This is a genomic window from Blautia sp. MSK17_66 (genome assembly GCF_020538025.1).
Classification (GTDB): domain Bacteria; phylum Bacillota; class Clostridia; order Lachnospirales; family Lachnospiraceae; genus Blautia_A.
On the sequence record NZ_JAJBNQ010000009.1, the window covers coordinates 72,857 to 96,505 of the forward strand.

Here is a 23,649-nt window from a genome sequence, read left to right on the forward strand (position 1 = left end):
TTTACGGAAAGAAGTCCAGATGATATTATTTTAGATGAAGAGTGACGGAAATCCGTTCAGGATCCAAAATACTATGGCCGTGGTAATAAAAGAAAAACAGGAAGGGAGAGAAGTGCAATGAAGAAAAAATTAATTCTTGCAGGAACCGTTCTTATGGGAGCAGGACTTGCTCTTGCCGGATGTGGAGATTCCTCAAAAACTTCTGACGGCAAAACAAAGATAGAAATGGTTCAGTACAAACCGGAGGCAGTCAAAGCCTTCGAAAAGATGGAAGAGAAATTTAACGAAACCCATGATGACATCGAACTGACGATTGAATCACCGAATGAGGCAATGACAATCCTCAAGACAAGATTTATCAAGGAAGATCAGCCGGATATCATTGGAATTGGTGGAGATGTGAACTATTCCAATTTCCTGGATTCTGATATGCTGATGGATATTTCAGATTTTGATGGTCTGAAAGACATCAAACAGTCCTACTTAGATATCGATAAAAATCTGGAATTTATTCCGGAAGATGGTACTTACGCAGTTCCGTATGTGGCAAATGCAGCAGGAATCCTTTATAACAAAGAAATGTTCGAAGAAAATGGCTGGGAGATCCCGACAACCTGGGATGAATTCATAGAACTTCTGGATACGATCCAGGCTTCAGGACAGCTTCCTTTGTACTTTGGCTTTAAGGATACATGGACCTGTCTTGCACCGTGGAATGCCATGGCGTGTGACCTCTCACCGGCAGATGTCTGCCAGCAGGTCAACAAAGGAACGACAACTTTTTCAGAAGAATACAGAGAGCTTGCCGACAAGATCATCCAGCTTCTTCCATATGCACAGAATGATCCATATGCATTCAGCTACAACGATGCCTGCACTGCTTTTGCAAGAGGGGAATCTGCAATGTACTGTATCGGAAGCTACGCAGTTCCGCAGATTCTGTCTGTGAATCCGGATATGCAGATTGATTCCTTCGTATTTCCGGCAAACGACAATGCAGACAAACAGGTGCTGAATTCTGGTGTAGACCTTCAATTTTCGGTTATGAAGGACTGCAAAAATAAAGAAGCCGCTTATGAAGTTCTGCAATTTATGCTTGAGGATGAAAATATTCAGATTTACCTGGACGAGCAGAATGCAGTTCCATGCAAGGAAGGTGACTTTGAACTTCCGTCCATGCTTGACGGCGTGAAAGAATACATCGAAAACGACAAAATGACAGACTACCAGGATCACCATTATCCGTCAGAAATGGCCGTAGATGCAATGATCCAGACCTATCTTATGGATGGTAATGCAGACAGCTTCCTTGCAAAATTCGATAAAGACTGGATACGCTACAACCGTGACCTGATACGAAAAGTCCAGAAGTATGAGGAAGAACATGGAGAGGGAGGAAATGAATCATGAAAGGAAATGAAAGAAAACGTACATTTATGCTGATCACCATTCCGGTACTCATCCTGTTTTTTGCCTTTAATACACTGCCGCTGATCAAAGGCTTCATCTACAGCTTTACGAACTTCAAGGGATATGGAAGTTACGAATGGGTAGGACTCAGAAACTATATTGACCTCTTTCAGGATGCACGCGTAGGAAAATCTTATCTGTTTACGTTTAAATTTGCAATCGTGGCAACGATCATTGTCAATGTGATAAGTCTGATCCTTGCACTTGGTCTGAACAGCAAGATCCGTGCAAAAAGTGCACTCCGTGGAATCTATTTTATCCCGAATGTTCTCGGAGGACTTGTTGTAGGCTATATTTTCAGTTTTATTTTCACATATATTCTCCCGACGATCGGAGAAAACCTGGGAATCGGATTTCTCAAAAGCAGTATGCTTGCGAGCACAAAGTCAGCATGGTTTGCAATCGTAATTGTTGCAGCATGGCAGGCGATCGCCATGAACACGATCATCTATATCTCAGGTCTGCAGACCGTTCCGGAGGATGTTTATGAGGCAGGCGCGATCGACGGTGCAACCGGATGGAGCAAGTTCAAAAACCTTACTTTTCCGCTGATCATTCCTTTTTTTACCATAAATATGGTTCTCTGCATGAAAAACTTCCTCATGGTATTCGACCAGATCATGTCTTTGACAAAAGGTGGTCCGGCACAGAGTACAGAGTCTATTTCCTATCTTATTTACAGAAACGGAATGGATGGAGGACAGTTTGGTTTCCAGAGTGCGAATGCAGTACTTTTCTTCGTAGTCATTGTTGCAATTTCTGTATTCCAGCTTACATTTATGAATAAAAAGGAGGAACAGTTATAATGAAAAAGAACAGTCAGATGCCAGGCAAAACCAACTGGCCGGTTACAATCCTTTTGATCCTTGGATGTATCACGATCTTTTTTCCATTATATATGGCAGTGATCATTGCATTCAAAAAGCCGTCCGAGATGACAAATGATATTGCAGGAGCACTTTCCCTGCCGTCCTCCTGGAGCTTTTCGAATTTTACAGAAGCAATGAAAGTCACAGATTTCTGGAATTCTCTTGGAAACTCTCTGCTGATCACAATTGTGACAGTGGTACTTGCCATTCTGATTCATTCTATTGCCGGATATGCGATCGGAAGAAACATGGCAAACAGCAAATTTTATAAATTTTCTTATCTTTATATCGTGAGCGGTATGTTCGTTCCATTCGCGATCCTGATGATGCCGCTTGTAAAACAGACTTCTCAGATGGGAATCGGAAACAGGGTTGGTGTGATCGTGCTTTATGTGGTATTCTATATGCCAATGAATCTTCTTCTGTATTCCGGTTATCTCAAAAATATTCCGATGGCACTGGAAGAAGCTGCAAAAGTAGACGGTGCAAGTACATGGAAGACCTATTGGAGTATTGTTTTCCCGATCATGAAGCCAATGCATGCGACAGTGGCAGTTTTAACTGCACTTGGAACATGGAATGATGTTATGACTCCACTCGTCATGATGTCCGGAACCGGTAAAAACACACTTCCGCTTGCACAGTTGAATTTCCAGACACAGTTTGGAACAAATTATAACCTCGCCTTTGCATCCTACCTGCTGGCACTGATCCCAATTGTGATCTTCTATCTGGTATGCCAGAAGCAGATACTCAACGGTGTTGTAAACGGAGCGGTTAAATAAATTTAATCATAATTTATCCAGAGGAGAAAAACTATGACAATTGTATTTGAAAAAGAAAACAGACTGTTCACTCTGTGTACCAGAAACAGTATGTATCAGATGAAGGCAGATGATAAGGGAATTCTGCTTCACACCTATTACGGAAAGAAAACAGAGGTTTTTGATTATTCTTATCTGATCCAGAGAAGAGACCATGGTTTTTCCGGAAATCCGGAAGAAGCAGGAAATGACAGAACCTATTCTACAGATACTCTGCCACAGGAATATTCTTCCTTTGGAAGTGGAGATTATCGCGAGAGTGCACTCGATATCCGCTATGATAATGGAACAAGAACTCTGGGGCTTCGTTATGAAGGCTATGAGATCATCAAGGGAAAATATTCCATTCCGGGACTTCCGGCAATGTATGCAGACGAAAACGAGGCAGAAACTCTGGTGATCACACTTCGTGATGATGTACAGGATGTCAGAGTAAAACTGTATTATGGTGTGATCGAAGAACTGGATATTATCACAAGAACCGTCTGCGTGGAAAATCATGGAAAAGCACAGGTTCAGCTTGAGAGAGTCATGTCTCTCTGTCTGGATCAGCCATACGGAGACTGGGACTGGATGACCTTCTATGGAAAACATGAGATGGAAAGACAGCTTTCCAGAACACCGATCCATCACGGCGTGCAGTCTGTCGGTAGCCTTCGCGGGGCATCCAGCCATCAGTACAATCCATTTGTAATGCTGGCGGATAAGAATGCAACAGAAACTTCAGGGGAATGCTATGGATTTTCTCTTTTGTACAGCGGAAACTTCCTTGCGGCAGCAGAGAAGGATCAGTTTGATCAGATCAGACTTATCATGGGAATCCATCCGGAAAACTTCGAGTTCCTTCTGAAAGAAGGGGAAACCTTCTGGGCACCGGAAGTTATGATGGTATACAGTGCAGATGGTTTTGAAAAAATGTCCAACTGTTATCACAAGGCAGTCAGAGAGCATGTCTGCAGGGGAAGATTCAAACTTGAGAGAAGACCGGTCCTGATCAATAACTGGGAGGGAACTTACTTTGACTTTACGGGAGACAAGCTTCTTGAGATGGCAAAAGAGGCAGCTTCCTGTGGTGTGGAACTGTTTGTTATGGATGACGGCTGGTTTGGCAAGCGTGACGATGACAACAGCGGTCTTGGCGACTGGCAGGTAAATGAGAAAAAGCTTGGATGTACCTTAAGTGAACTGGCAGACCGTATCCACGACCTGGGAATGAAATTTGGTATCTGGTATGAGCCGGAGTGTATTTCAGAGGACAGTGACCTTTATCGTGCACATCCGGACTGGGCATTTACTGTACCGGGACGAAGACCAACCCGCGGACGTAATCAGCTTGTGCTTGATTTTTCCAGAGAAGATGTCAGAAATCATATCTTTGATGAGATGACAAAGGTTCTGGATAAGGCGGATGTGGATTATCTCAAATGGGACTTTAACAGAAGTATCAGCGATATTTACTGTGCAGCACTTCCGGCAGAACGTCAGGGAGAGGTTCCGCATCGTTATGTGCTCGGACTGTATGAATTTCTGGACAGACTCGGAAAGAGATATCCGGATATGCTGATTGAGGGATGCAGCGGCGGCGGCGGAAGATTCGATGCCGGCATGCTTCATTATAATTCCCAGATCTGGTGCAGTGACGACACAGATGCCATTGAACGACTGAAAATCCAGTATGGTACTTCCTTTGCATATCCGGTCAGTGCGGTAGGCTCTCATGTATCCGCCTGCCCGAACCATCAGACAGGAAGAATCGTTCCGTTTGAATCAAGAGCAACAGTAGCTATGGCGGGAACCTTTGGATATGAGCTGGATCCGGCTAAGCTTTCAGAAGAGGAAAAACAGCAGATTCAGGAGCAGATCACAGAGTTTAAGAAATATTATGATGTGATCCATTTTGGAAATTATTACAGACTGACCAATGCGATGGAAGAAGGTCCATATGCTGCATGGGAATTTGCAAAAGAAGACGGAAGTGAGGCACTGGTCAGTGTGGTAGCTTCCAGAGTACGTACAAATGATCCGGGAGTGAGAATCAAACTTCGCGGCCTGAAAGAAAACCAGATATATCTGGTAAATGGAGAGGAATATCCTGGCGGTGCACTGATGCATGGAGGACTTCTTCTCGAAGAGGCAAAGAAAGAATACCAGAGCTGGAATTACCATATCGTAATGAAATAAGTAAAACCCCACAGACCCCAAAAATGAAAGGTCTGTGGGGCTTTTTTGTATGCATAAGAAATGTGCTTTACCCGTACAGTACTTTCATGTATAATAGAAAAGACTGAAAAACATCAGTTCGCTTTGTTTAACTTATCAGCAGAAACAGGAGATTTATATTTATGAGTATATATGATACCTTGAATCAGCCTCAGCAGGAGGCTGTCTTTTATACAGAAGGACCTCTTCTGATTCTTGCGGGAGCAGGATCCGGCAAGACAAGAGTACTGACACACAGGATCGCTCACCTGATTGGAGATAAAGGTGTGAATCCGTTCAATATTCTTGCCATTACTTTTACAAATAAAGCTGCACAGGAGATGCGGGAACGTGTGGATAAACTGACCGGCGCAGACGGAATGAGCGTCTGGGTGTCAACCTTTCACTCTACCTGCGTCCGCATTCTCAGGCGTTATATTGACAGGCTTGGATATGATAACCGTTTTACCATTTATGATACGGATGATCAGAAGACCCTGATGAAGGAAATCTGCCGCAAGCTGAATATCGATACCAAGAAATACAAGGAACGGGCTCTTCTGGCACGGATCTCTCATGCAAAGGATGAAATGATCACACCGGATGATATGGAGCGTGAGGCAAAGGGAGATTTTAACCAGAAAAAGATAGCTGCGGTCTACCGTGAATATCAGGCGGCACTTAAGAGAAACAATGCCCTGGATTTCGATGACCTTCTGGTCAAAACCGTAGACCTTTTTGAGAAGTGTCAGGATGTGCTGGAAGCCTATCAGGAAAGATTTCGCTATATCATGGTAGATGAGTATCAGGATACCAATACCGTACAGTTTAAGTTTGTAAGCCTTCTGGCTGCCAGATATGGAAACCTGTGCGTAGTGGGTGATGATGACCAGTCCATTTATAAATTCCGCGGGGCAAACATTGGAAATATTCTCGGATTTGAACGTGTTTTCCCAGATGCAAGGGTAATTCGACTCGAGCAGAACTATCGTTCTACAAAGAACATTCTGAATGCGGCAAACGAGGTCATCGCCAACAACACAGCACGTAAACCGAAACGTCTCTGGACAGAAAACGCAGAGGGAGAGAAAATACACTTCCGACAGTTTATGAATGGATTCGAGGAAGCGGAATACGTGATCGGAGATATCGCAAAGAAAAAGAGAGAGCATCTGGCAGACTACCGAGAATGTGCGATCCTTTACAGAACCAATGCTCAGTCCCGGCTTTTTGAAGAAAAGTGCCTGAAAGCCAATATTCCATACAAGATTGTGGGAGGAATCAACTTCTATGCCCGCAAAGAGATCAAGGATCTTCTCTGTTATCTCAAGACGATCGATAACTCGGCAGATGACCTGGCAGTCAGACGTATCCTGAATGTGCCAAAGAGAGGCATCGGTGCAACAACAGTAGGAAGAGTACAGGACTATGCAGACTATATGAATGTAAGCTTTTATGATGCACTCAGAGTGGCGGAGGAGGTTCCGGCAATCGGAAGAAGTCTTTCCAAGATAGAAGGTTTCGTTACCTTTATACAGTCACTTAAGAGCAAAGCACAGGCATACAGCGTCACAGAACTTCTGGAAGAGGTCATAGATCTCACCGGTTATGTGGATGAACTTAAGGCAGAGGATACGGAGGAATCCAGAGCAAGGATTGAGAATATTGATGAGTTGATATCCAAGACGGTTTCTTATGAGGAAGTTATGAAAGCAGAGGGAAGAGAGGCAACGCTTTCAGGTTTCCTGGAAGAGATTGCACTGATCGCAGATATTGATACGGTAGATCCGGCTCAGGATTATGTTCTTCTTATGACCCTGCACAGCGCAAAGGGCCTGGAATTCCCCTATGTTTACCTTGCCGGTATGGAAGATGGAATGTTCCCGAGCAGTATGTGTGTTTTTTCGGATGATCCTACAGATATGGAAGAAGAGCGCAGACTCTGCTATGTGGGTATTACGAGGGCAATGAAAGAACTGACGCTGACAAGTGCACGCCAGCGCCTTGTGAGGGGAGAGGTACAGTACAACAAAGTATCCAGATTTGTCCGTGAGATTCCGCGGGAACTGGTAGAACTTGGGACAGTTATTCAGGAACATAAACCATCTGTGCAGGAGACAGCTTCACCAAAAAACAGTTATATGCAGATGCGACAGACATTTAAGGCAAAGGCATTTGATCCGCAGAAATTTAAAGTTACCAAGGCGGCGTCTCTGGATTATGGAGTAGGGGATACCGTCCGTCATATCAAATTTGGTGTAGGAATTGTCAAAGCTATCGCAGAAGGTGGAAGAGATTATGAAGTGACCGTAGACTTTGACAAAGTTGGTGTCAAAAAGATGTTTGCAGGCTTCGCAAAACTGAAAAAAATCTAACTTTTTTCTTAAGAATTCTTAATGTTTCTGGACTTTGGTTGCTTACACAGACAGGGAATGTTATACTGAGCGTATGCAAATACAGAAGGGAGTACAGAATGAAAACAGCTTTGAGGATCGTCACCAGAATGCTCCCTGCTTACGGAGTTTTTCCACTTGTTTTTTCGTTTATATTCAATTGTCTTGTATATTCCGGTTCCAGAATGATCGCGGGAGGATGGTACCACCACAATATAGAAACAGGATTGGACAGAAGCCTTCCGTTTGTCCCGCAGTTTCTTGTAGTTTATTTTGGATGCTATCTTTTCTGGGCTGTCAATTATATTCTGATCGCGAGACAGGAACGACACAGAGTGTATCAGTTTTTTACGGGAGATTTTTTGTCAAGATGTATCTGCCTTGTCTTTTTTCTCGTGTATCCGACAACCAATACAAGACCGGTGATCACAGATGCCGGTCTGTGGAATCAGGCGGCACTCTGGCTTTATTCGGTAGATGCGGCAGATAATCTGTTTCCGTCAATCCATTGTCTGGTAAGCTGGTTCTGTTATCTTGGCATCCGGGGAAACCAGAAAGTACCAGTATGGTATCAGAGAGTGTCCATGGTGATAGCAGTTCTTGTGTTTGTATCAACGCTTCTGACAAAACAGCATGTAATTGCAGATGTTGCAGGAGGAGTTATTCTGGCAGAATTGTGTTTCTGTATCGGCAGAAAGACAGAACTGTACAGAATATACGAAAAATTTGGCAGCAGGATTGAGCAGAAAATCCTAGAGTTTACAGAAGGGTGAAGTCTTTATGAAAAAAAACAAAAAAATCATCTTCAACACTGTATTTCTGCTGCTTGTATTTGTCCTGACAATCTATGGCGTTTTTCATGGGGAGGACCTCGGAGATGTTATGGAGGTCATTGAGAATGCGGACAAACGCTGGCTTTTGCCGGGAATCGCACTGGTAGCCTTTTTTATCTGGGGAGAATCAGTCATCATCTGGTATATGATGCGTTCTTATGGTATTCATCTGAAGAAAACATCCTGTTTCCTTTTTTCATCGGTGGGCTTTTTTTCAGCTGCATCACACCGTCTGCGAGCGGTGGGCAGCCAATGCAGATCTATTACATGAAGAAAGAAAAGGTTTCCATTCCGGTGGCAACGGTCATATTGATGATTGTTACGATCACATATAAGTTTGTACTGGTGGTGATCGGAGTCGGCATTGCAGTTTTGGGAAGAGGTTTCCTTCATCAGTATCTGGAGGGGATCCTTCCGGTCTTCTATCTGGGACTGGGACTGAATATCTTTTGTGTTACTTTTATGACTGTGCTTGTGTTTCATCCGGATCTTGCCAGAAATTTTCTGGTAAAGGGACTCAAAATACTGGAAAGACTGCACCTTCTCCGCAAAAGAGAAAGTAGGCTTAAGAAACTGGAAGATTCTATGGATACCTACAGAGAGACTGCAGCGTATCTTAAGGGACATCCGAGAGTTATCTTTAATGTGATTCTGATCACATTTGCACAGAGAATGGCCTTATTTGCTGTTACCTGGTTTGTGTATCGGGCACTGTCACTGAGTGGGACAGGATTCTGGACGATCCTGTTTCTGCAGGCCGTGATTTCTGTTTCTGTAGACATGCTGCCCCTTCCGGGAGGAATGGGAATCAGCGAGACACTGTTCCTGAATATTTTTGTACCGGTTTTTGGAAGCTGTCTGCTACCCGGAATGGTACTGAGCAGGGGACTGGGATACTATGGTGAACTTTTGATCAGTGCGTTTTTTACGGTGGTGGCACAGTTGACAATCGGTCAGAAAACGTAACTGTATGGAACAGTTAAGCAAACAAATGAAAACAGGGAGTAGTATAAATGATTGGATTTTATGATTATACAGTAGTGTTAACATACATAAGCCTGATCTCTTCGATCATGGGGATGTTCTGTGCAATAGACGGGAAACTGCCGTTTGCGGTATTCTGCCTTGCATTTTCCGGACTATGCGACATGTTTGACGGCAAAATTGCCAGAACCAAAAAGAATCGTACAGATGATGAGAAATCGTTTGGGATTCAGATAGATTCCCTTTGTGATATTGTATGCTTTGGAATTTTTCCGATTATTCTCGGATATAAGCTTGGCATGTGCAGAATATACAGTCTTGTGATCCTTTCCTTTTATGGGGTGGCAGGAGTCATTCGTCTGGCATATTTTAATGTCATGGAAGCCAAGAGACAGAGTGAGACAAGTGAAAACCGCAAATATTATCAGGGACTTCCGATCACATCCATGTCCGTGATCATGCCGCTTCTGTTTGTGGTTTCTGTGTTCTTCCCGGGATTCAGATATTTTCTTGGCTGTCTTCATATAGCAATGCTTCTGGTAGGCTTTCTCTTTATTTTTGATTTCCGTTTCAGAAAGCCGACAAATCAGGAACTGGTTGTTCTTGTATCAGTTGTGGGAGTGGCAGTTCTTTTTATTCTGTTTTATAAGGAAGGCTGGTGGATAAAATACGGTCTTCGCATACGTAGATTAAAAGGAGTATGAGTTTATGCGATATACAGCGGATCGTGAGGGGCATAAATGGCAGGAGAGTACCGGACAGGATAAACTCCTCGAGAAGCTCTATGGCAGTGCAGTGGGGAGATGTATCCTCAGACCACTCGTATCACCGGTAGTTTCGAAGCTGGGAGGCAGGATACTGGACTCCCGGATATCCGTACTTGCTGTGGAACCCTTTATCAGAAGGAATGGAATCAATAGGGAGGATTATGAAGAAAAAGAATATTCTTCATATAATGATTTTTTTACAAGGAAACTGAGACAGGGTGCACGTGAGATGGATATGGATGAGAGGCACTTTATCAGTCCATGTGACTGTCGTTTAAGTGTTTATCCAATCGAGCCCCAGATGGAAGTTACGATCAAGAATACCTGTTATACCGTCGGAAGCCTGCTCAGAGATGAGAGGCTTGCAGAGCATTTTAAAGATGGATATCTATGGGTATTCCGACTCAGTGTAGATGATTATCACCGGTATATCTATGTAGATAATGGAAGAGAATCCGTGCGCAGACGGATACCGGGAGTTCTGCATACCGTGAATCCTGTGGCAAATGATGTCTGTCCGATCTACAAGGAGAACACAAGAGAGTACTCACTTCTGAAATCGGAGCACTTCGGAACGCTTCTGATGATGGAGGTCGGCGCTCTGATGGTTGGAAAGATTGAAAACCGTCCGGTGATGAGCCATGTAAGGCGTGGCCAGGAAAAAGGAAATTTTGCGTTTGGTGGATCTACAATCATCTATATGACTCAGAAGGATAAGGTTTTTCCGGATATGGATATCCTGATAAACTCAGCAGATGGGATTGAGACAAATGTGCAGATCGGTTCAAGGATCGGAAAAGGTAAAAACTAAAATTTTTGAGAAGATATGGTAAAACAAAGCAAATAGTGATATACTATGGGATATAAAAACGAGCGAGAGGATGGTGCATAGAATGAATCTGAATAATCTCAACAATCTGAATATGAATGCCAAAATTGAAGAATTACTTTCAACCCTTAAGAAGAAAGAAGACGAGAAAGAAAAGAATACTGTTCTTTGGGTACTTGCAATTGTTGGTGCAGTTGCTGCTGTAGCAGGTATTGCATTTGCAGTATATCGTCTTTTTACACCGGATTATCTGGAGGACTTCGAAGAAGATTTTGATGATGATTTCGATGACTATTTTGAGGATGACGAAGAAGAGTAAGTGCATCATAACCATGTATGATACAGCTCCGGCAGAGATACCGGGGCTGTTTTACTGTCAGCTCATATAACGGATACAGCAGAAAATAAATATGAGGTATGAAATGAAAAAAGGTGAAATTTACGAAGGTATAATTGAAAAAGTAGACTTTCCGAACAAAGGATATGTTCTGGTGGAGAATCAGAAGGTGCTGATCAAAAACGGAATTCCCGGACAGAAAGTACGTTTTATGATTCAGAAGAAGCGTGCGGGAAGAGCTCAGGGGCGTATTCTTGAAGTCCTGGAGAAATCATCGCAGGAGACAAGAGAGCCAGTGTGCAGTAATTTTCCGGCCTGTGGCGGATGTATGTATCAGACCATGTCGTATGAGAATCAGCTTAAGATGAAGGAAACACAGATCAGGGAGTTTCTGGAGAATGCACTGATCCAGGGTGGACAGACGGATGCAGAAGGCAGGGCCAATTTTGAATGGGAAGGAATCCACGGAAGCCCGATTGAATTCGGTTACCGCAACAAAATGGAATTTTCTTTTGGTGATGAATATAAGGATGGTCCGCTTTCTCTGGGCCTGCACAAGAAAGGCAGCACCTATGATATCCTGAATACGGATGACTGTAAGCTGGTGCACAGGGATATGACGGATATTCTGGTCTGTGTGAGAGAGTTTTTTCAGGAGAAAAAATCCTCCTATTACCGGAAACTTCAGCATGTCGGTTATCTTCGTCATCTGATGTTGAGACGCGGCGTGACATCAGGAGAGATTCTGGTGCATCTGGTTACCACCAGTCAGGAGGAATATGATCTGGAACCGCTGAAAGAGCAGCTTCTGGCACTTCCACTGGAGGGAAAAATCGTTGGAATCATGCACATCATCAATGATTCTCTTTCTGATGTGGTTAAGAGCGATGAGACAAGAATCCTCTATGGGCAGGATTATTTTTATGAGACACTGCTCGGCCTGAAATTCCGGATTAGTACATTTTCTTTCTTCCAGCCAAACTCTCTGGCGGCCGAAGTTCTTTACAATGTTGTCAGAGATTACATTCAGAATACCAGCGGAATGGAAGTGTTTGATCTGTACAGCGGAACCGGAACGATCGCACAGCTCCTTGCACCGGTAGCAAAAGAAGTGATCGGTGTGGAGATCGTGGAGGATGCTGTAGAAGCAGCGAGAGAGAATGCAAAGCTGAACGGGCTTGAAAACTGTAAATTTATAGCAGGTGATGTTCTTAAGGTGCTCGATGATCTGACCGAGAAACCGGATGTGATCGTTCTGGATCCTCCGCGTGACGGAATCCATCCGAAGGCACTGCCAAAAATCCTTTCTTATGGAGTAGATCGGATTGTATATGTTTCCTGTAAGGCAACCAGCCTTGCCCGCGATCTGGAGGCATTTCTTCAGGCAGGCTACCGCCTGAAAAAAGCCTGCTGCGTAGATCAGTTCTGCGAAACGGTGTGGACAGAGGCTGTGGCGGTTTTTGTGAAAAAATAAAGAGGAAATCCTTTCGGTCATCATACCGGGAGGATTTTTTGTTACTGTTCACTCCGTTCACAGTAACTTGGTCAAAATGCATTCCAAATCACCTTCGGTGATGGCATTTTGCCCCGTATGTCTCGGGATTTTGCCATATTCATGGCAAAACACCTCGCGGGATATTACCCGTAAACAGTTACGATTTTTTCTTTACAAAATTCAGATGAAATCAGGAAAACCACCTTGACATTTGTACGGCATATGCTATAATACAAACAAACATATGAATAATTGTTCATATGAAAACGTGAATAAAATATCTAAGAGAAGGAGATACTACCATGAAGAAATCCTACAAAATCGAAGTTGACTGTGCAAACTGTGCAAACAAAATGGAAGAGGCTGCCAAGAATACGGCTGGTGTCAAGGATGCGACTGTAAACTTCATGATGCTCAAGATGAATGTAGAATTTGAAGAAGGACAGGATCCTAAGAGCGTAATGAAAGAAGTCCTTAAGAACTGTAAGAAGGTAGAGGACGACTGCGAGATTTACTTATAAGAAAGTATTAAGGATGCTCTGCTGCGGCAGAGCATTCCGACATTTTCCGTACATTTTCTGACGGGCAAAGGAGGAGAGAATATGAACAAAAAGCAGAAAAAAATGCTGACACGTATTATTATAGCATTTGCATTGATCGTAGTGCTGTCCCTGCTTCCGGTTGACGGATATCTGGAATTTGCACTCTATATGATTCCGTATCTTGTGATCGGATATGATATTTTGAAAAAGGCGTTCAAGGGAATCTGCAATAAGCAGGTATTTGATGAGAATTTCCTGATGGCGGTGGCAACCATAGGAGCAATCCTGCTTCGGGATTACAAAGAAGGTACGGCAGTTATGCTCTTCTATCAGATCGGTGAACTCTTTCAGAGTTATGCTGTCGGAAAGAGCCGTCGCAATATCAGCGAACTGATGGATATCCGGCCGGACTATGCCAACATAGAAAAGGACGGTAAATTAGAAAAGGTAGATCCTGATGAGGTTGAGATCGGTTCAGTCATCGTCGTACAGCCAGGTGAAAAAGTCCCGCTCGACGGTGTGATCGTGGAGGGAAGCACAACACTGAATACCAGCGCACTGACCGGTGAAAGCCTTCCGAGAAATGCGAAGCCGGGAGATGAGATCATCAGTGGCTGTATCAACATGACCGGCGTGCTCAAAATCCGCACAACGAAGGAATTTGGTGAATCAACAGTATCCAAGATTCTGGAACTTGTGGAAAACTCCAGCTCCCGCAAATCAAAATCCGAGAACTTTATTTCAAAATTTGCCCGTTATTATACTCCGGCAGTCTGCTATGGAGCACTTGCCCTGGCAATCCTGCCGCCGCTTGTGAGCATGGGAATTCTTCATACTGCGCCGCAGTGGGGACAGTGGATCTACCGTGCGCTGACATTCCTCGTAATCAGCTGCCCGTGCGCACTTGTGATCAGTATTCCACTGAGCTTCTTTGCCGGAATCGGCGGAGCCAGCAATGCCGGTGTTCTGGTCAAAGGATCCAACTATCTGGAGACTCTGGCACAGACGAAATATGTCGTATTTGACAAGACCGGTACCCTGACAAAGGGTGTATTTGAAGTAGCAGGTGTCCATCACAATACGATGGAACAGGAAAAAATCCTGGAGTATGCAGCCCTCGCCGAGAGCTTTTCCACACATCCGATCAGCCGCAGCTTAAAGAATGCCTACGGTAAGGAAATCGACCAGAATCGTGTGACAGAGGTAGAGGAGATCAGCGGCAACGGTGTTACAGCAAAAGTAGACGGAACTCCGGTTGCAGTCGGAAACGCAAGACTGATGGAACGCATCTATGTGAAGCCGATAGAATGCCATCATGCAGGTACCGTTATCCATGTGGCAATTGATGGTGTTTATGAAGGGCATATCCTGATTTCGGATGTTCCAAAACCGACTTCCAGAGAGGCGATTGCAAAACTTAAGAAAAACGGTATTAAAGAAACTGTCATGCTGACAGGTGATATTGACAGAGTTGCACAGCAGGTTGCAGGTGAACTTGGCGTTGACCGTGTATACAGCGAACTCCTTCCGGCTGACAAAGTAAGCAAAGTAGAAGAACTTCTCGCAAAGAAATCAGAAAAAGAGAAACTCGCTTTCGTTGGTGACGGGATCAACGATGCACCGGTACTTTCCAGAGCAGATATCGGTATCGCAATGGGAGCTCTTGGCTCTGATGCGGCGATCGAGGCAGCAGATGTAGTTCTGATGGACGATGACCCGATGAAGATTGTAAAGGCAATCCGGATTGCAAGGAAATGCATGCGGATCGTGTATGAGAATATTTACTTTGCAATTGGCATTAAGGTGATCTGTCTGCTCCTTGGTGCTGTGGGTATTGCAAATATGTGGGTTGCAATTTTTGCAGATGTCGGAGTTATGATCCTTGCAGTACTCAATGCGATCAGAACTCTGTTTGTAAAGAAACTGTAACAGAAACAATATAGAAAGCGAGACGGTTATGGCAGAAGAAAGAGAAGTGATCAGCTGTGAATGTGAGGAGATACATGAGGACCTGCTCAAGATTGTAAATGAGACGATGCCGGATGAGGAAGAATTATATGATCTGGCAGATCTGTTCAAGGTCTTTGCAGATTCTACCCGTATCCGAATCCTGTTTGTTCTCTTTGAAGCAGAGGTGTGCGTGTGTGATCTTGCAAAAGTCTTGAATATGACACAGTCAGCAGTGTCGCACCAGCTTCGCATCCTCAAACAGAATAAACTGGTGAAGAACAGAAGAGAAGGAAAATCCATTTTTTATTCACTGGCAGATGACCATGTCAGAACAATTATCTCCATGGGAAGAGAGCATATCCTGGAGTGATCATTCACAGAAAAGTAGAGAAAGCCAATGCCGGCATATGTCTGTAGCAAAACAGAGATATGCCGGCATTTTTGGTATAGTCAAACAGAGAAGAATAAGGTAAGATAAGAGTCAGGAAAGCAGCATAACAATATTCGTTACTTAAGAGAAAGAGATGACGATCATGGATTATTTAGCAAATAATATAGCAGTAAATTTAAAGAGCTTCCGTCAGCACAGGGGTATGAGTCTGGATCAGATAGCTGACAGGACGGGGGTCAGCAAGAGCATGCTGGCACAGATCGAAAGAGGTCAGGCAAATCCATCCATTGGTGTTCTGTGCAAGATCGCATCCGGTCTTCAGATGGAATTTGAGGATCTGGTCCGGACACCAGCAGTAACTGCTTCTTCAGAAGGAAACACTTCAGATTCCGGACCTTCCATAAAAACAGTGATTTTTGATATTGATAATACTTTATACAGCTATGATGAAAATCATGTGTATGGAATGAAGGCACTGGCAGATTATTGTGAGAGTGCTTTTGGAATCCATGAACAGGAAATGGAAAGCTGTTACAAAAAGGCAGGAGAGATCATGATTGGCAGAATCGGTACAGACACAGCTGCAATCCACAGCCGTCTCCTGCGCATGCAATGTATGCTTGAACTTTGGGAAAAACCGCTTTTTCCGCATGCACGGAATATGTACCATGCATACTGGGATACTCTGATCCGTCAGTTAAAGCCATCTCCCGGAGTACTGGACTTTATGAGAGAACTGAAGAAATGTGGAATCAGCATTGGAGTTGGAACCGATATGACAGCATATATCCAGTACAGGAAACTGGAGGCGATCGGCGCTTCCCCATACATCGATTTCATTGTTACAAGTGAAGAGGCAGGGGTAGAAAAACCGCATCCGCATCTTTTTGAAATCTGTGTAGAAAAATCCGGTGTACAGGCAGCTGAATGTGCATTCATCGGTGATAATTACAAGAAAGACGTAGAAGGAGCCTGGAACAGCGGCCTTCGAGGTATCTGGTATACTCAGGAAAAAGAACCAGATATGGAGACAAAATATCCGGTGATACAATCATTTACAGATATGAAGAAAATAAAAAATACAATTCTGCAGAAGGCTGTGTTATAATGAAAACACTTGAACAACCGCGAGCAACAGATTCATTGTGAATAATAGTATTTGGATAAATGGAGGAATGGATATGAAAAAAAGAAGTTTGATCGTAGCAGCACTGTGCAGTATGTGTCTGGCAGTCAGCACCCCGATGCCGGTAATGGCCGATGCATCAAAGGTAGTAACGCTGGGAGCTGATCTGACAGATGAGCAGAAGAATACCATGATGAAATATTTCAAGGCGGATGCAAATCAGGTTCAGATCATTACAGTAAACAATCAGGATGAGAGAAATTATCTCGGCAAATATATTTCCAGTGAACAGATTGGTACAAGAACCTTAAGCTGTGCTTATGTAAAGCCAACACAGTCCGGCGGTATCAAGGTGCGTACAGCAAACCTTAACTATGTAACCTGCAATATGCTTGCCAATGCACTTTCCACAGCAGGTATTTCCAACTGTGAGGCTGTTGCAGCCTGCCCTTATGAGGTTTCCGGAACCGGTGCTCTTACAGGCGTTATGATGGCCTATGAGTCAGCCAGTGGTAAGCAGCTTGATTCTACCAAGAAGGATCTGGCAACCAAGGAGGTAGTAGTTACCGGAGATGTTGCAAAGCAGGTTGGCGGTGATAATGCGACCAACATCATCAACCAGGCAAAGCTTCAGATCATCGGTGACAATGTTCAGAATGCAGATGAGATCTATAATATTGTCAACAATATTGCAGTTCAGAATAATGTTTCTCTGAGTTCTGATGAACTGACTACTATCACAGCACTTCTTCAGGAAATCGTGCAGCAGAACTATGATATTCAGGATATGAAGCAGACACTTGAAAGTATTCAGCAGAATCTGAATAAGACTTCAGATGATGACAACTCTTCTGAGTCAGAAGACGATATGGTAGATGAAGATAACAGCGATGGCGAAGATATTACAGAAGATGTGAATACAGATGTTCTGGGGGATGATGTCAAGGAATCTTATACAGAGGATGCAGGAATGGCAGAGGCAACTGGAATGACAGAATCTGAGAATGGTGATGATTCTGACAGTTCTGATGAGGGTCTGGGTATTCCGGATGCCACAGAGGACGGTACGCAGGATGACTATTATGAAGAACCGTCAGAAACACCCGAAGAGACAGATTCAGTGGATGGATCTGACAGTAGTTCAGATGATGGAACAGGACTTCCGGAGGAAAACGGTGAAGAGACAGGTTCCACAGATGAAAACTATGGTGAGACAACAGAGGAGAATACAGATTCTTCCGATCAGGCAACCACAGAAGGAACAGATGATGCTTTAAATACAGATTCTCTCGATGATGCATCCAAGGCACAGTTCGAACAGGCTAAGCAGTTCTGTCAGGGAGAGTATAAAGGAGATCTTGCAGTTCTGCAGGCTGTAGTAGAAAACGCACAGCAGCCGACAGTTACACTTGACGCAGATACAGCTGATAAGCTTACCAGAAAGGTTCTTGAAGCTTATCTGAATGTGCTTAAGGATGGCGGAGTTTCTTATGTACCGGCTGATACAGATGTTTATATGACTGCACAGCTCAATATGATCAACAATGATATGAAGAAGATCTTCAGCATTGAAACTGAGCCGGCAGCAGATGATATTCTTGTGACACGAACAGCCGATGAGAGACAGACTCTGTACAATGATACGATGAAGTTCTTTGAGAAGCTTTATGGAGAAACCACAGATGATTCTGCACAGCAGGAGTCAGCAGGAGAAGCTTCTTATGACGAGGAATCCTACAATGAAGAGTCTTATAATGAAGAAACCTATAACGAAGAAACATATTGATTCGTGATTAGGAGTGTATTTAATCGTTATAGATATTAATGAATGAATCCGGTGACCGCAGTTTCCTGAATGTTTGGGAGACTGCGGTTTTCTGTGTTTTACGGGAAATTAGCTTACTTTGTTATTCACTCGATAAAAATGAGTTTTTTCTGTGAGGTCTGTGAAAAACTGGAAATCTAAAAACATCTGTGATAGAATAGAAGGAAATCTTTTTACTGGGAAAATGATAGAGAATGATAGCCGAAAGGGGAAATAATATGAGTCTTGCAGTGGTTACACTGAAAAAGGGAGAGGGTCGACTTCTCAAATCTGGTGGAATGTGGGTATTTGATAATGAGATTTCCAGTATCATGGGAAGCTTTGTAAACGGAGATATCGTGCTGGTGCATGATTTTGACGGATATCCGCTGGGAAGAGGCTTTATCAATACGAATTCCAAGATTACGGTACGCCTTCTTACAAGAGATGAGAATCAGAGGATTGATGAGGATTTTTTTGAAAGAAGAGTAAGAGATGCATGGGAATACAGAAAAAAGGTAACGGATACTTCAAGCTGCCGACTGATCTTTGGCGAGGCAGATTTTTTACCGGGACTTACCGTTGATAAATTTGAGGATGTGCTGGTTGTACAGTCTCTGGCACTGGGAATCGACCGCTGGAAAGAAATGATCCTGGAACTTATCAGGAGCGTACTTGCAGAGGATGGAATCAAAATCCGCGGTATTTATGAAAGAAGCGATGCCAAGGTCCGCAAGCAGGAAGGAATGGAGCTTCACAAGGGATTTATCGGACCGGAATTCCCAACTTTGGTCGAAATTGTTGAAAATGGTGTCAGGTATCAGGTTGATGTCAAGGATGGACAGAAGACCGGATTTTTCCTGGATCAGAAGTACAATCGTCTTGCGATTCAGAAGTTATGTAAGGATGCAAGAGTCCTGGATTGTTTCACACATACAGGTTCTTTTGCACTGAATGCAGGAATTGCAGGGGCAAGAGAAGTTACAGGTGTGGATGCTTCAGAGCTGGCAGTTCGCCAGGCACAGGAGAACGCCAGGTTAAATGGTCTGGAGGGAAGGGTTAAATTTATCTGTGAAGATGTCTTTGAATTGCTTCCGAAGCTGGCGGAGGATGATGAGAAATATGATGTTGTGATCCTGGATCCACCGGCATTTACAAAATCCCGCAGTTCCATCAAAAATGCGGTCAAAGGTTACAGAGAAATCAATCTTCGAGGTATGAAACTGGTCAGGGACGGAGGATTTCTGGCAACTTGTTCCTGCTCACATTTCATGGATTATGAATTGTTTACCAGGACGATCGGACAGGCTGCAAGAAGTGCACATAAGAGACTGCGTCAGGTGGAATACAGGACACAGGCTCCGGATCATCCGATTCTGTGGTCATCCGACGAATCCTATTATCTTAAGTTTTACATCTTCCAGGTATGTAATGACAGATAAAAAAGGAATCTGATGTTGGAATTATTGATGTCAGCATGAAAGAAAGAGGGATTTGCATGCGAGAAAAATTTATAAAGTTTATGGAAGGACGTTATGGTGTAGATGCATTTGCAAAATTCACGATGGGTTTTGCATTTGTGGCAATTATTCTGTCTATGTTTATACGGAATCGAGTGGGTGCAGCGTGTGATACGCTGGGACTTCTGGCAATTCTTTATACTTATTACAGAATGCTCTCCAGAGATATACAGAAACGTTATGCCGAGAATCAGAAATATCTTTCGATCACTTCCGGTATAAGACAATGGTTCTGTCGTGAAAAGAATCTTATGCAGCAGAGAAAGGAATACCATATTTATTCCTGTCCAAACTGCAAACAGAAGATTCGTATACCTAAGGGTAAGGGCAGGATAGAAATCGACTGTCCGAAATGTCACGAGAAGTTTATCAAAAAAAGCTGAATGCCTGGTGAGGGCAGAGTATGGCCGGAGGTTCTATGTTTGGTTATATAGTAATGAACAAGCCTGAAATCAAATTCAAAGATTTTGACCTGTACCGCTCGTTTTACTGCGGTCTCTGCCGGGAACTGAGAGAACGCTATGGGGTTACAGGACAGATATCCCTGACATACGATATGACGTTTGTGATTCTTCTTCTGAGTGGGCTTTATGAGCCTCCGACGAGAAAGGGAACAACACGGTGTGTCATTCATCCTGTGCGAAAACAGCCCGTCCGCAAAAATGCTGTCACAGAATATGCAGCAGATATGAATGTTTTTCTGGCATATTATAAATGTGAGGATGACTGGAAAGATGAGAAGAAACTTTTGAGCTTTCTGTATGGAAAGCTTCTAAGAGAGAAAGAAAAAAAGGCGGAGGAGAGATGGTACAGGAAGGTTGACCGTATTGTTTCTCTTCTGCATGAGCTTTCTGAAATGGAAAAATCCGAAGAACAGGATGTTGATCGAGTTTCCGGATGCTTTGGAAAGATCATGGAAGAGATTTTTGCATACAGGGAAGATATGTGGGAACCTGTACTTCGCAGAATGGGATTTTTTCTGGGGAAATTTATTTATCTTATGGATGCTTATGATGATGTAGAAGATGATGTCAAAAAGGGAAATTACAATCCCTTTTCCACAAGGTATATAATGGAAGGGTTTGATGAGGAAGTACGACAGATGCTGATCATGATGATGGCAGAGGTCTGTCGGGAATTCGAAAAGCTTCCTATCATCAAATATACTGATATACTGCGGAATATTCTGTATTCCGGAGTCTGGTGCAGATTTGAGGCAGTATCCGGCAAAAGGAAGAAAGAGCAGGAGAAAGAACATGTTTGATCCATACAGTGTCCTTGGGGTATCCAGGGATGCATCCGATGAAGAAATCAAAAAAGCATACCGGAGACTGAGCAGGAAATATCATCCGGATGCCAATATCAATAATCCAAACAAAGAACAGGCGGAAGAGAAGTTCAAGGAAGTTCAGCAGGCCTATGAGCAGATTATGAAAGAAAAGGAATATGGCTCATCCTATGGAGGTGGCTATGGTGGATTTACCGGTCGTCAGACCAGTGGATATCAGGATGAGGAGGCAATCCGTCGACAGGCGGCAGCCAATTATATCCAGAGTCGCCATTTTCAGGAGGCAATGAATGTACTGTCTTCACTGAAGAACAGAAACGGTGAATGGTATTATCTTTCAGCTATGACAAATATGGGGCTTGGCAATAATGTCAATGCACTCAATGACATCCGTACTGCTGTGAATATGGAACCGGACAATATGCAGTATCGAATGCTCCTTCAGAGAATGGAAGGCGGCGGGACCTGGTATCAGGAACAGCAGAATCCCTTTGGCGGAATGCCAATGGATGGAAGTGATTACTGCATGAAGCTCTGTCTTGCAAATATGCTATGTGGGCTGTGCTGTCCTGGCGGAGGTGTATTCTGCTGCTGAAGAAACTTTCTGGTAGCTTTGACCAGGTTGCTGTGAACGGAGTGAACAGTAAGATTTATAGGTAAAAGAAAATATAAATGAACGGATTGACATTTGAAGGCTGTGATATTATCATATTATTGTATTGCTGTGATAAAGTATATACGGGGCAAAATCCTATCACCGAAGGTAATCGGGAATGGATTTTGACAAAGTTGCTGTGAACGGAGTGAACAGTAACGTACAACGAGAAGTACAGGAGGAAATTTTTAGATGAGTATTCGTATTGGAATTTTAGGTTATGGTAATCTTGGACGAGGTGTAGAATGTGCGATCAAACATAATCCGGATCTTGAACTTGCAGCAGTTTTTACACGCCGTGATCCTGCAACTGTCAAAATCCTTACAGAGACAGCAGCTGTTTACCATGTAGATGAAGCAGAAAAAATGAAAGACAAGATAGATGTTCTGATTCTCTGTGGAGGAAGTGCTACAGATCTTCCGGAGCAGACTCCGAAATATGCACAGTGGTTCAACGTTGTAGACAGCTTTGATACCCATGCGAAGGTACCGGAGCATTTTGCAAATGTAGACAAGGCAGCCTCTGAGAGCGGACATGTTGGAATCATTTCTGTAGGCTGGGACCCGGGAATGTTTTCTCTGAACAGACTGTATGCGAATGCAATCCTTACCAATGGAAAGGATTATACATTCTGGGGTAAGGGCGTAAGTCAGGGACATTCCGATGCAATCCGCAGAATTGATGGAGTAAAAGACGGCAAGCAGTACACAATTCCGGTGGAAGCAGCACTGGAATCTGTAAGAAACGGAGAAAATCCGGATCTTACAACAAGACAGAAGCATACAAGAGAGTGCTTTGTAGTAGCTGAGGAGGGGGCAGATCTTGCCCGTATCGAGAAGGAGATTAAAACCATGCCGAACTACTTTGCTGACTATGATACAACCGTACATTTCATTTCTGAAGAAGAACTGAAGCGTGACCACAGCGGTATTCCGCATGGGGGATTTGTTATCCGTTCCGGTAAAACAGGCTGGAATGATGAGAACAGTCATGTGATCGAGTATAGCCTGAAGCTGGACTCCAATCCGGAATTCACTTCTTCTGTCATCGTTGCCTATGCAAGAGCTGCGTATCGCATGAGTCAGGAAGGACAGAAAGGCTGCAAGACAGTTTTTGATGTTGCACCGGCTTACTTAAGTGCAAAGGATGGAGCAGAACTTCGTAAACATCTTCTTTAATAAAAAGTTTAAGGGCAGGAATCGGTACCAAAGGTATTTTATGTAACAGTAACAATACTTTGGTGCAGATTCCTGCCTTTTTTTATGTATTGACGTACAGGAAATCTTGAGATATAATACCTACATGGTATTGTAATAATATTGTAAAAAAATATAACGAAAAAAGTAACAATGAATGTAATTATTCGGAGGAC

20 protein-coding genes and 1 pseudogene are annotated in these 23,649 nt (G+C 43.5%); all 21 read left to right on the forward strand.

Going from position 1 to position 23,649, the window contains the following annotated elements:
- Positions 1 to 117: 117 nt before the first annotated feature.
- The 21 genes and pseudogenes from LIR34_RS06405 to LIR34_RS06510 all read left to right on the forward strand — a co-directional run bounded on the left by LIR34_RS06405 (position 118) and on the right by LIR34_RS06510 (position 23,455).
- On the forward strand, positions 118 to 1,410 hold the full coding sequence (locus LIR34_RS06405) for an ABC transporter substrate-binding protein (RefSeq protein WP_161286180.1): 1,293 nt from the start codon (positions 118 to 120) through the stop codon (positions 1,408 to 1,410).
- Complete coding sequence (locus LIR34_RS06410; protein ID WP_022213205.1) at positions 1,407 to 2,276, forward strand: carbohydrate ABC transporter permease; 870 nt, start codon at positions 1,407 to 1,409, stop codon at positions 2,274 to 2,276. Before LIR34_RS06405 ends, LIR34_RS06410 begins: the two co-directional genes overlap by 4 nt.
- Positions 2,276 to 3,124 carry a carbohydrate ABC transporter permease gene (locus LIR34_RS06415; protein ID WP_022213206.1) on the forward strand — a complete coding sequence of 283 codons (849 nt, stop codon included), beginning with the start codon at positions 2,276 to 2,278 and terminating at the stop codon, positions 3,122 to 3,124. Before LIR34_RS06410 ends, LIR34_RS06415 begins: the two co-directional genes overlap by 1 nt.
- A gap of 33 nt (positions 3,125 to 3,157) precedes the next feature.
- On the forward strand, positions 3,158 to 5,344 hold the full coding sequence (locus LIR34_RS06420) for an alpha-galactosidase (RefSeq protein WP_173902300.1): 2,187 nt from the start codon (positions 3,158 to 3,160) through the stop codon (positions 5,342 to 5,344).
- A gap of 161 nt (positions 5,345 to 5,505) precedes the next feature.
- On the forward strand, positions 5,506 to 7,737 hold the full coding sequence (pcrA, locus tag LIR34_RS06425; RefSeq protein ID WP_173902301.1) for a DNA helicase PcrA: 2,232 nt from the start codon (positions 5,506 to 5,508) through the stop codon (positions 7,735 to 7,737).
- 98 nt (positions 7,738 to 7,835) lie between these two features.
- Positions 7,836 to 8,528, forward strand: a complete 693-nt coding sequence (locus LIR34_RS06430) for a phosphatase PAP2 family protein (RefSeq protein WP_173902302.1) — start codon at positions 7,836 to 7,838, stop codon at positions 8,526 to 8,528.
- Between the two features lie 7 nt (positions 8,529 to 8,535).
- Positions 8,536 to 9,554 (forward strand): annotated as a pseudogene (locus LIR34_RS06435) (lysylphosphatidylglycerol synthase transmembrane domain-containing protein).
- Between the two features lie 47 nt (positions 9,555 to 9,601).
- Positions 9,602 to 10,276, forward strand: a complete 675-nt coding sequence (locus LIR34_RS06440) for a CDP-alcohol phosphatidyltransferase family protein (protein WP_173902303.1) — start codon at positions 9,602 to 9,604, stop codon at positions 10,274 to 10,276.
- A gap of 4 nt (positions 10,277 to 10,280) precedes the next feature.
- On the forward strand, positions 10,281 to 11,150 hold the full coding sequence (locus LIR34_RS06445; RefSeq protein ID WP_173902304.1) for a phosphatidylserine decarboxylase: 870 nt from the start codon (positions 10,281 to 10,283) through the stop codon (positions 11,148 to 11,150).
- Positions 11,151 to 11,232: 82 nt separating this feature from the next.
- A complete protein-coding gene (locus LIR34_RS06450) occupies positions 11,233 to 11,487 on the forward strand; it encodes a hypothetical protein (RefSeq protein WP_330585584.1) in 255 nt (84 codons plus the stop codon).
- Between the two features lie 103 nt (positions 11,488 to 11,590).
- On the forward strand, positions 11,591 to 12,979 hold the full coding sequence (gene rlmD / locus LIR34_RS06455) for a 23S rRNA (uracil(1939)-C(5))-methyltransferase RlmD (RefSeq protein ID WP_173902305.1): 1,389 nt from the start codon (positions 11,591 to 11,593) through the stop codon (positions 12,977 to 12,979).
- A gap of 323 nt (positions 12,980 to 13,302) precedes the next feature.
- Positions 13,303 to 13,521, forward strand: coding sequence for a cation transporter (locus tag LIR34_RS06460; RefSeq protein WP_015542006.1), 219 nt, complete (start codon positions 13,303 to 13,305; stop codon positions 13,519 to 13,521).
- 81 nt (positions 13,522 to 13,602) lie between these two features.
- The gene (locus tag LIR34_RS06465; protein ID WP_173902306.1) at positions 13,603 to 15,471 is read left to right on the forward strand and encodes a heavy metal translocating P-type ATPase; all 1,869 of its coding nucleotides are present in this window, start codon (positions 13,603 to 13,605) and stop codon (positions 15,469 to 15,471) included.
- Between the two features lie 28 nt (positions 15,472 to 15,499).
- Positions 15,500 to 15,862: an ArsR/SmtB family transcription factor gene (locus LIR34_RS06470; protein WP_173902307.1), complete on the forward strand. Its 363-nt coding sequence runs from the start codon at positions 15,500 to 15,502 to the stop codon at positions 15,860 to 15,862.
- 163 nt (positions 15,863 to 16,025) lie between these two features.
- Positions 16,026 to 16,991 (forward strand): HAD-IA family hydrolase, encoded by a 966-nt coding sequence (locus tag LIR34_RS06480; protein WP_320442962.1) that lies wholly within the window; start codon positions 16,026 to 16,028, stop codon positions 16,989 to 16,991.
- A 73-nt stretch (positions 16,992 to 17,064) separates the two neighbouring features.
- Positions 17,065 to 18,795: a DUF1002 domain-containing protein gene (locus LIR34_RS06485; RefSeq protein WP_173902308.1), complete on the forward strand. Its 1,731-nt coding sequence runs from the start codon at positions 17,065 to 17,067 to the stop codon at positions 18,793 to 18,795.
- Positions 18,796 to 19,052: 257 nt separating this feature from the next.
- Entirely contained in the window at positions 19,053 to 20,255 is a 1,203-nt protein-coding gene (locus LIR34_RS06490) for a class I SAM-dependent rRNA methyltransferase (protein WP_173902321.1), read from the forward strand.
- Positions 20,256 to 20,311: 56 nt separating this feature from the next.
- The gene (locus LIR34_RS06495; protein ID WP_161286168.1) at positions 20,312 to 20,716 is read left to right on the forward strand and encodes a hypothetical protein; all 405 of its coding nucleotides are present in this window, start codon (positions 20,312 to 20,314) and stop codon (positions 20,714 to 20,716) included.
- A 35-nt stretch (positions 20,717 to 20,751) separates the two neighbouring features.
- Positions 20,752 to 21,597: a DUF5685 family protein gene (locus LIR34_RS06500; protein ID WP_161286167.1), complete on the forward strand. Its 846-nt coding sequence runs from the start codon at positions 20,752 to 20,754 to the stop codon at positions 21,595 to 21,597.
- Positions 21,590 to 22,216, forward strand: a complete 627-nt coding sequence (locus LIR34_RS06505; protein ID WP_161286166.1) for a J domain-containing protein — start codon at positions 21,590 to 21,592, stop codon at positions 22,214 to 22,216. Before LIR34_RS06500 ends, LIR34_RS06505 begins: the two co-directional genes overlap by 8 nt.
- A 252-nt stretch (positions 22,217 to 22,468) precedes the next feature.
- Positions 22,469 to 23,455 carry a diaminopimelate dehydrogenase gene (locus tag LIR34_RS06510; protein WP_173902309.1) on the forward strand — a complete coding sequence of 329 codons (987 nt, stop codon included), beginning with the start codon at positions 22,469 to 22,471 and terminating at the stop codon, positions 23,453 to 23,455.
- The last annotated feature ends 194 nt before the right edge of the window (positions 23,456 to 23,649 follow it).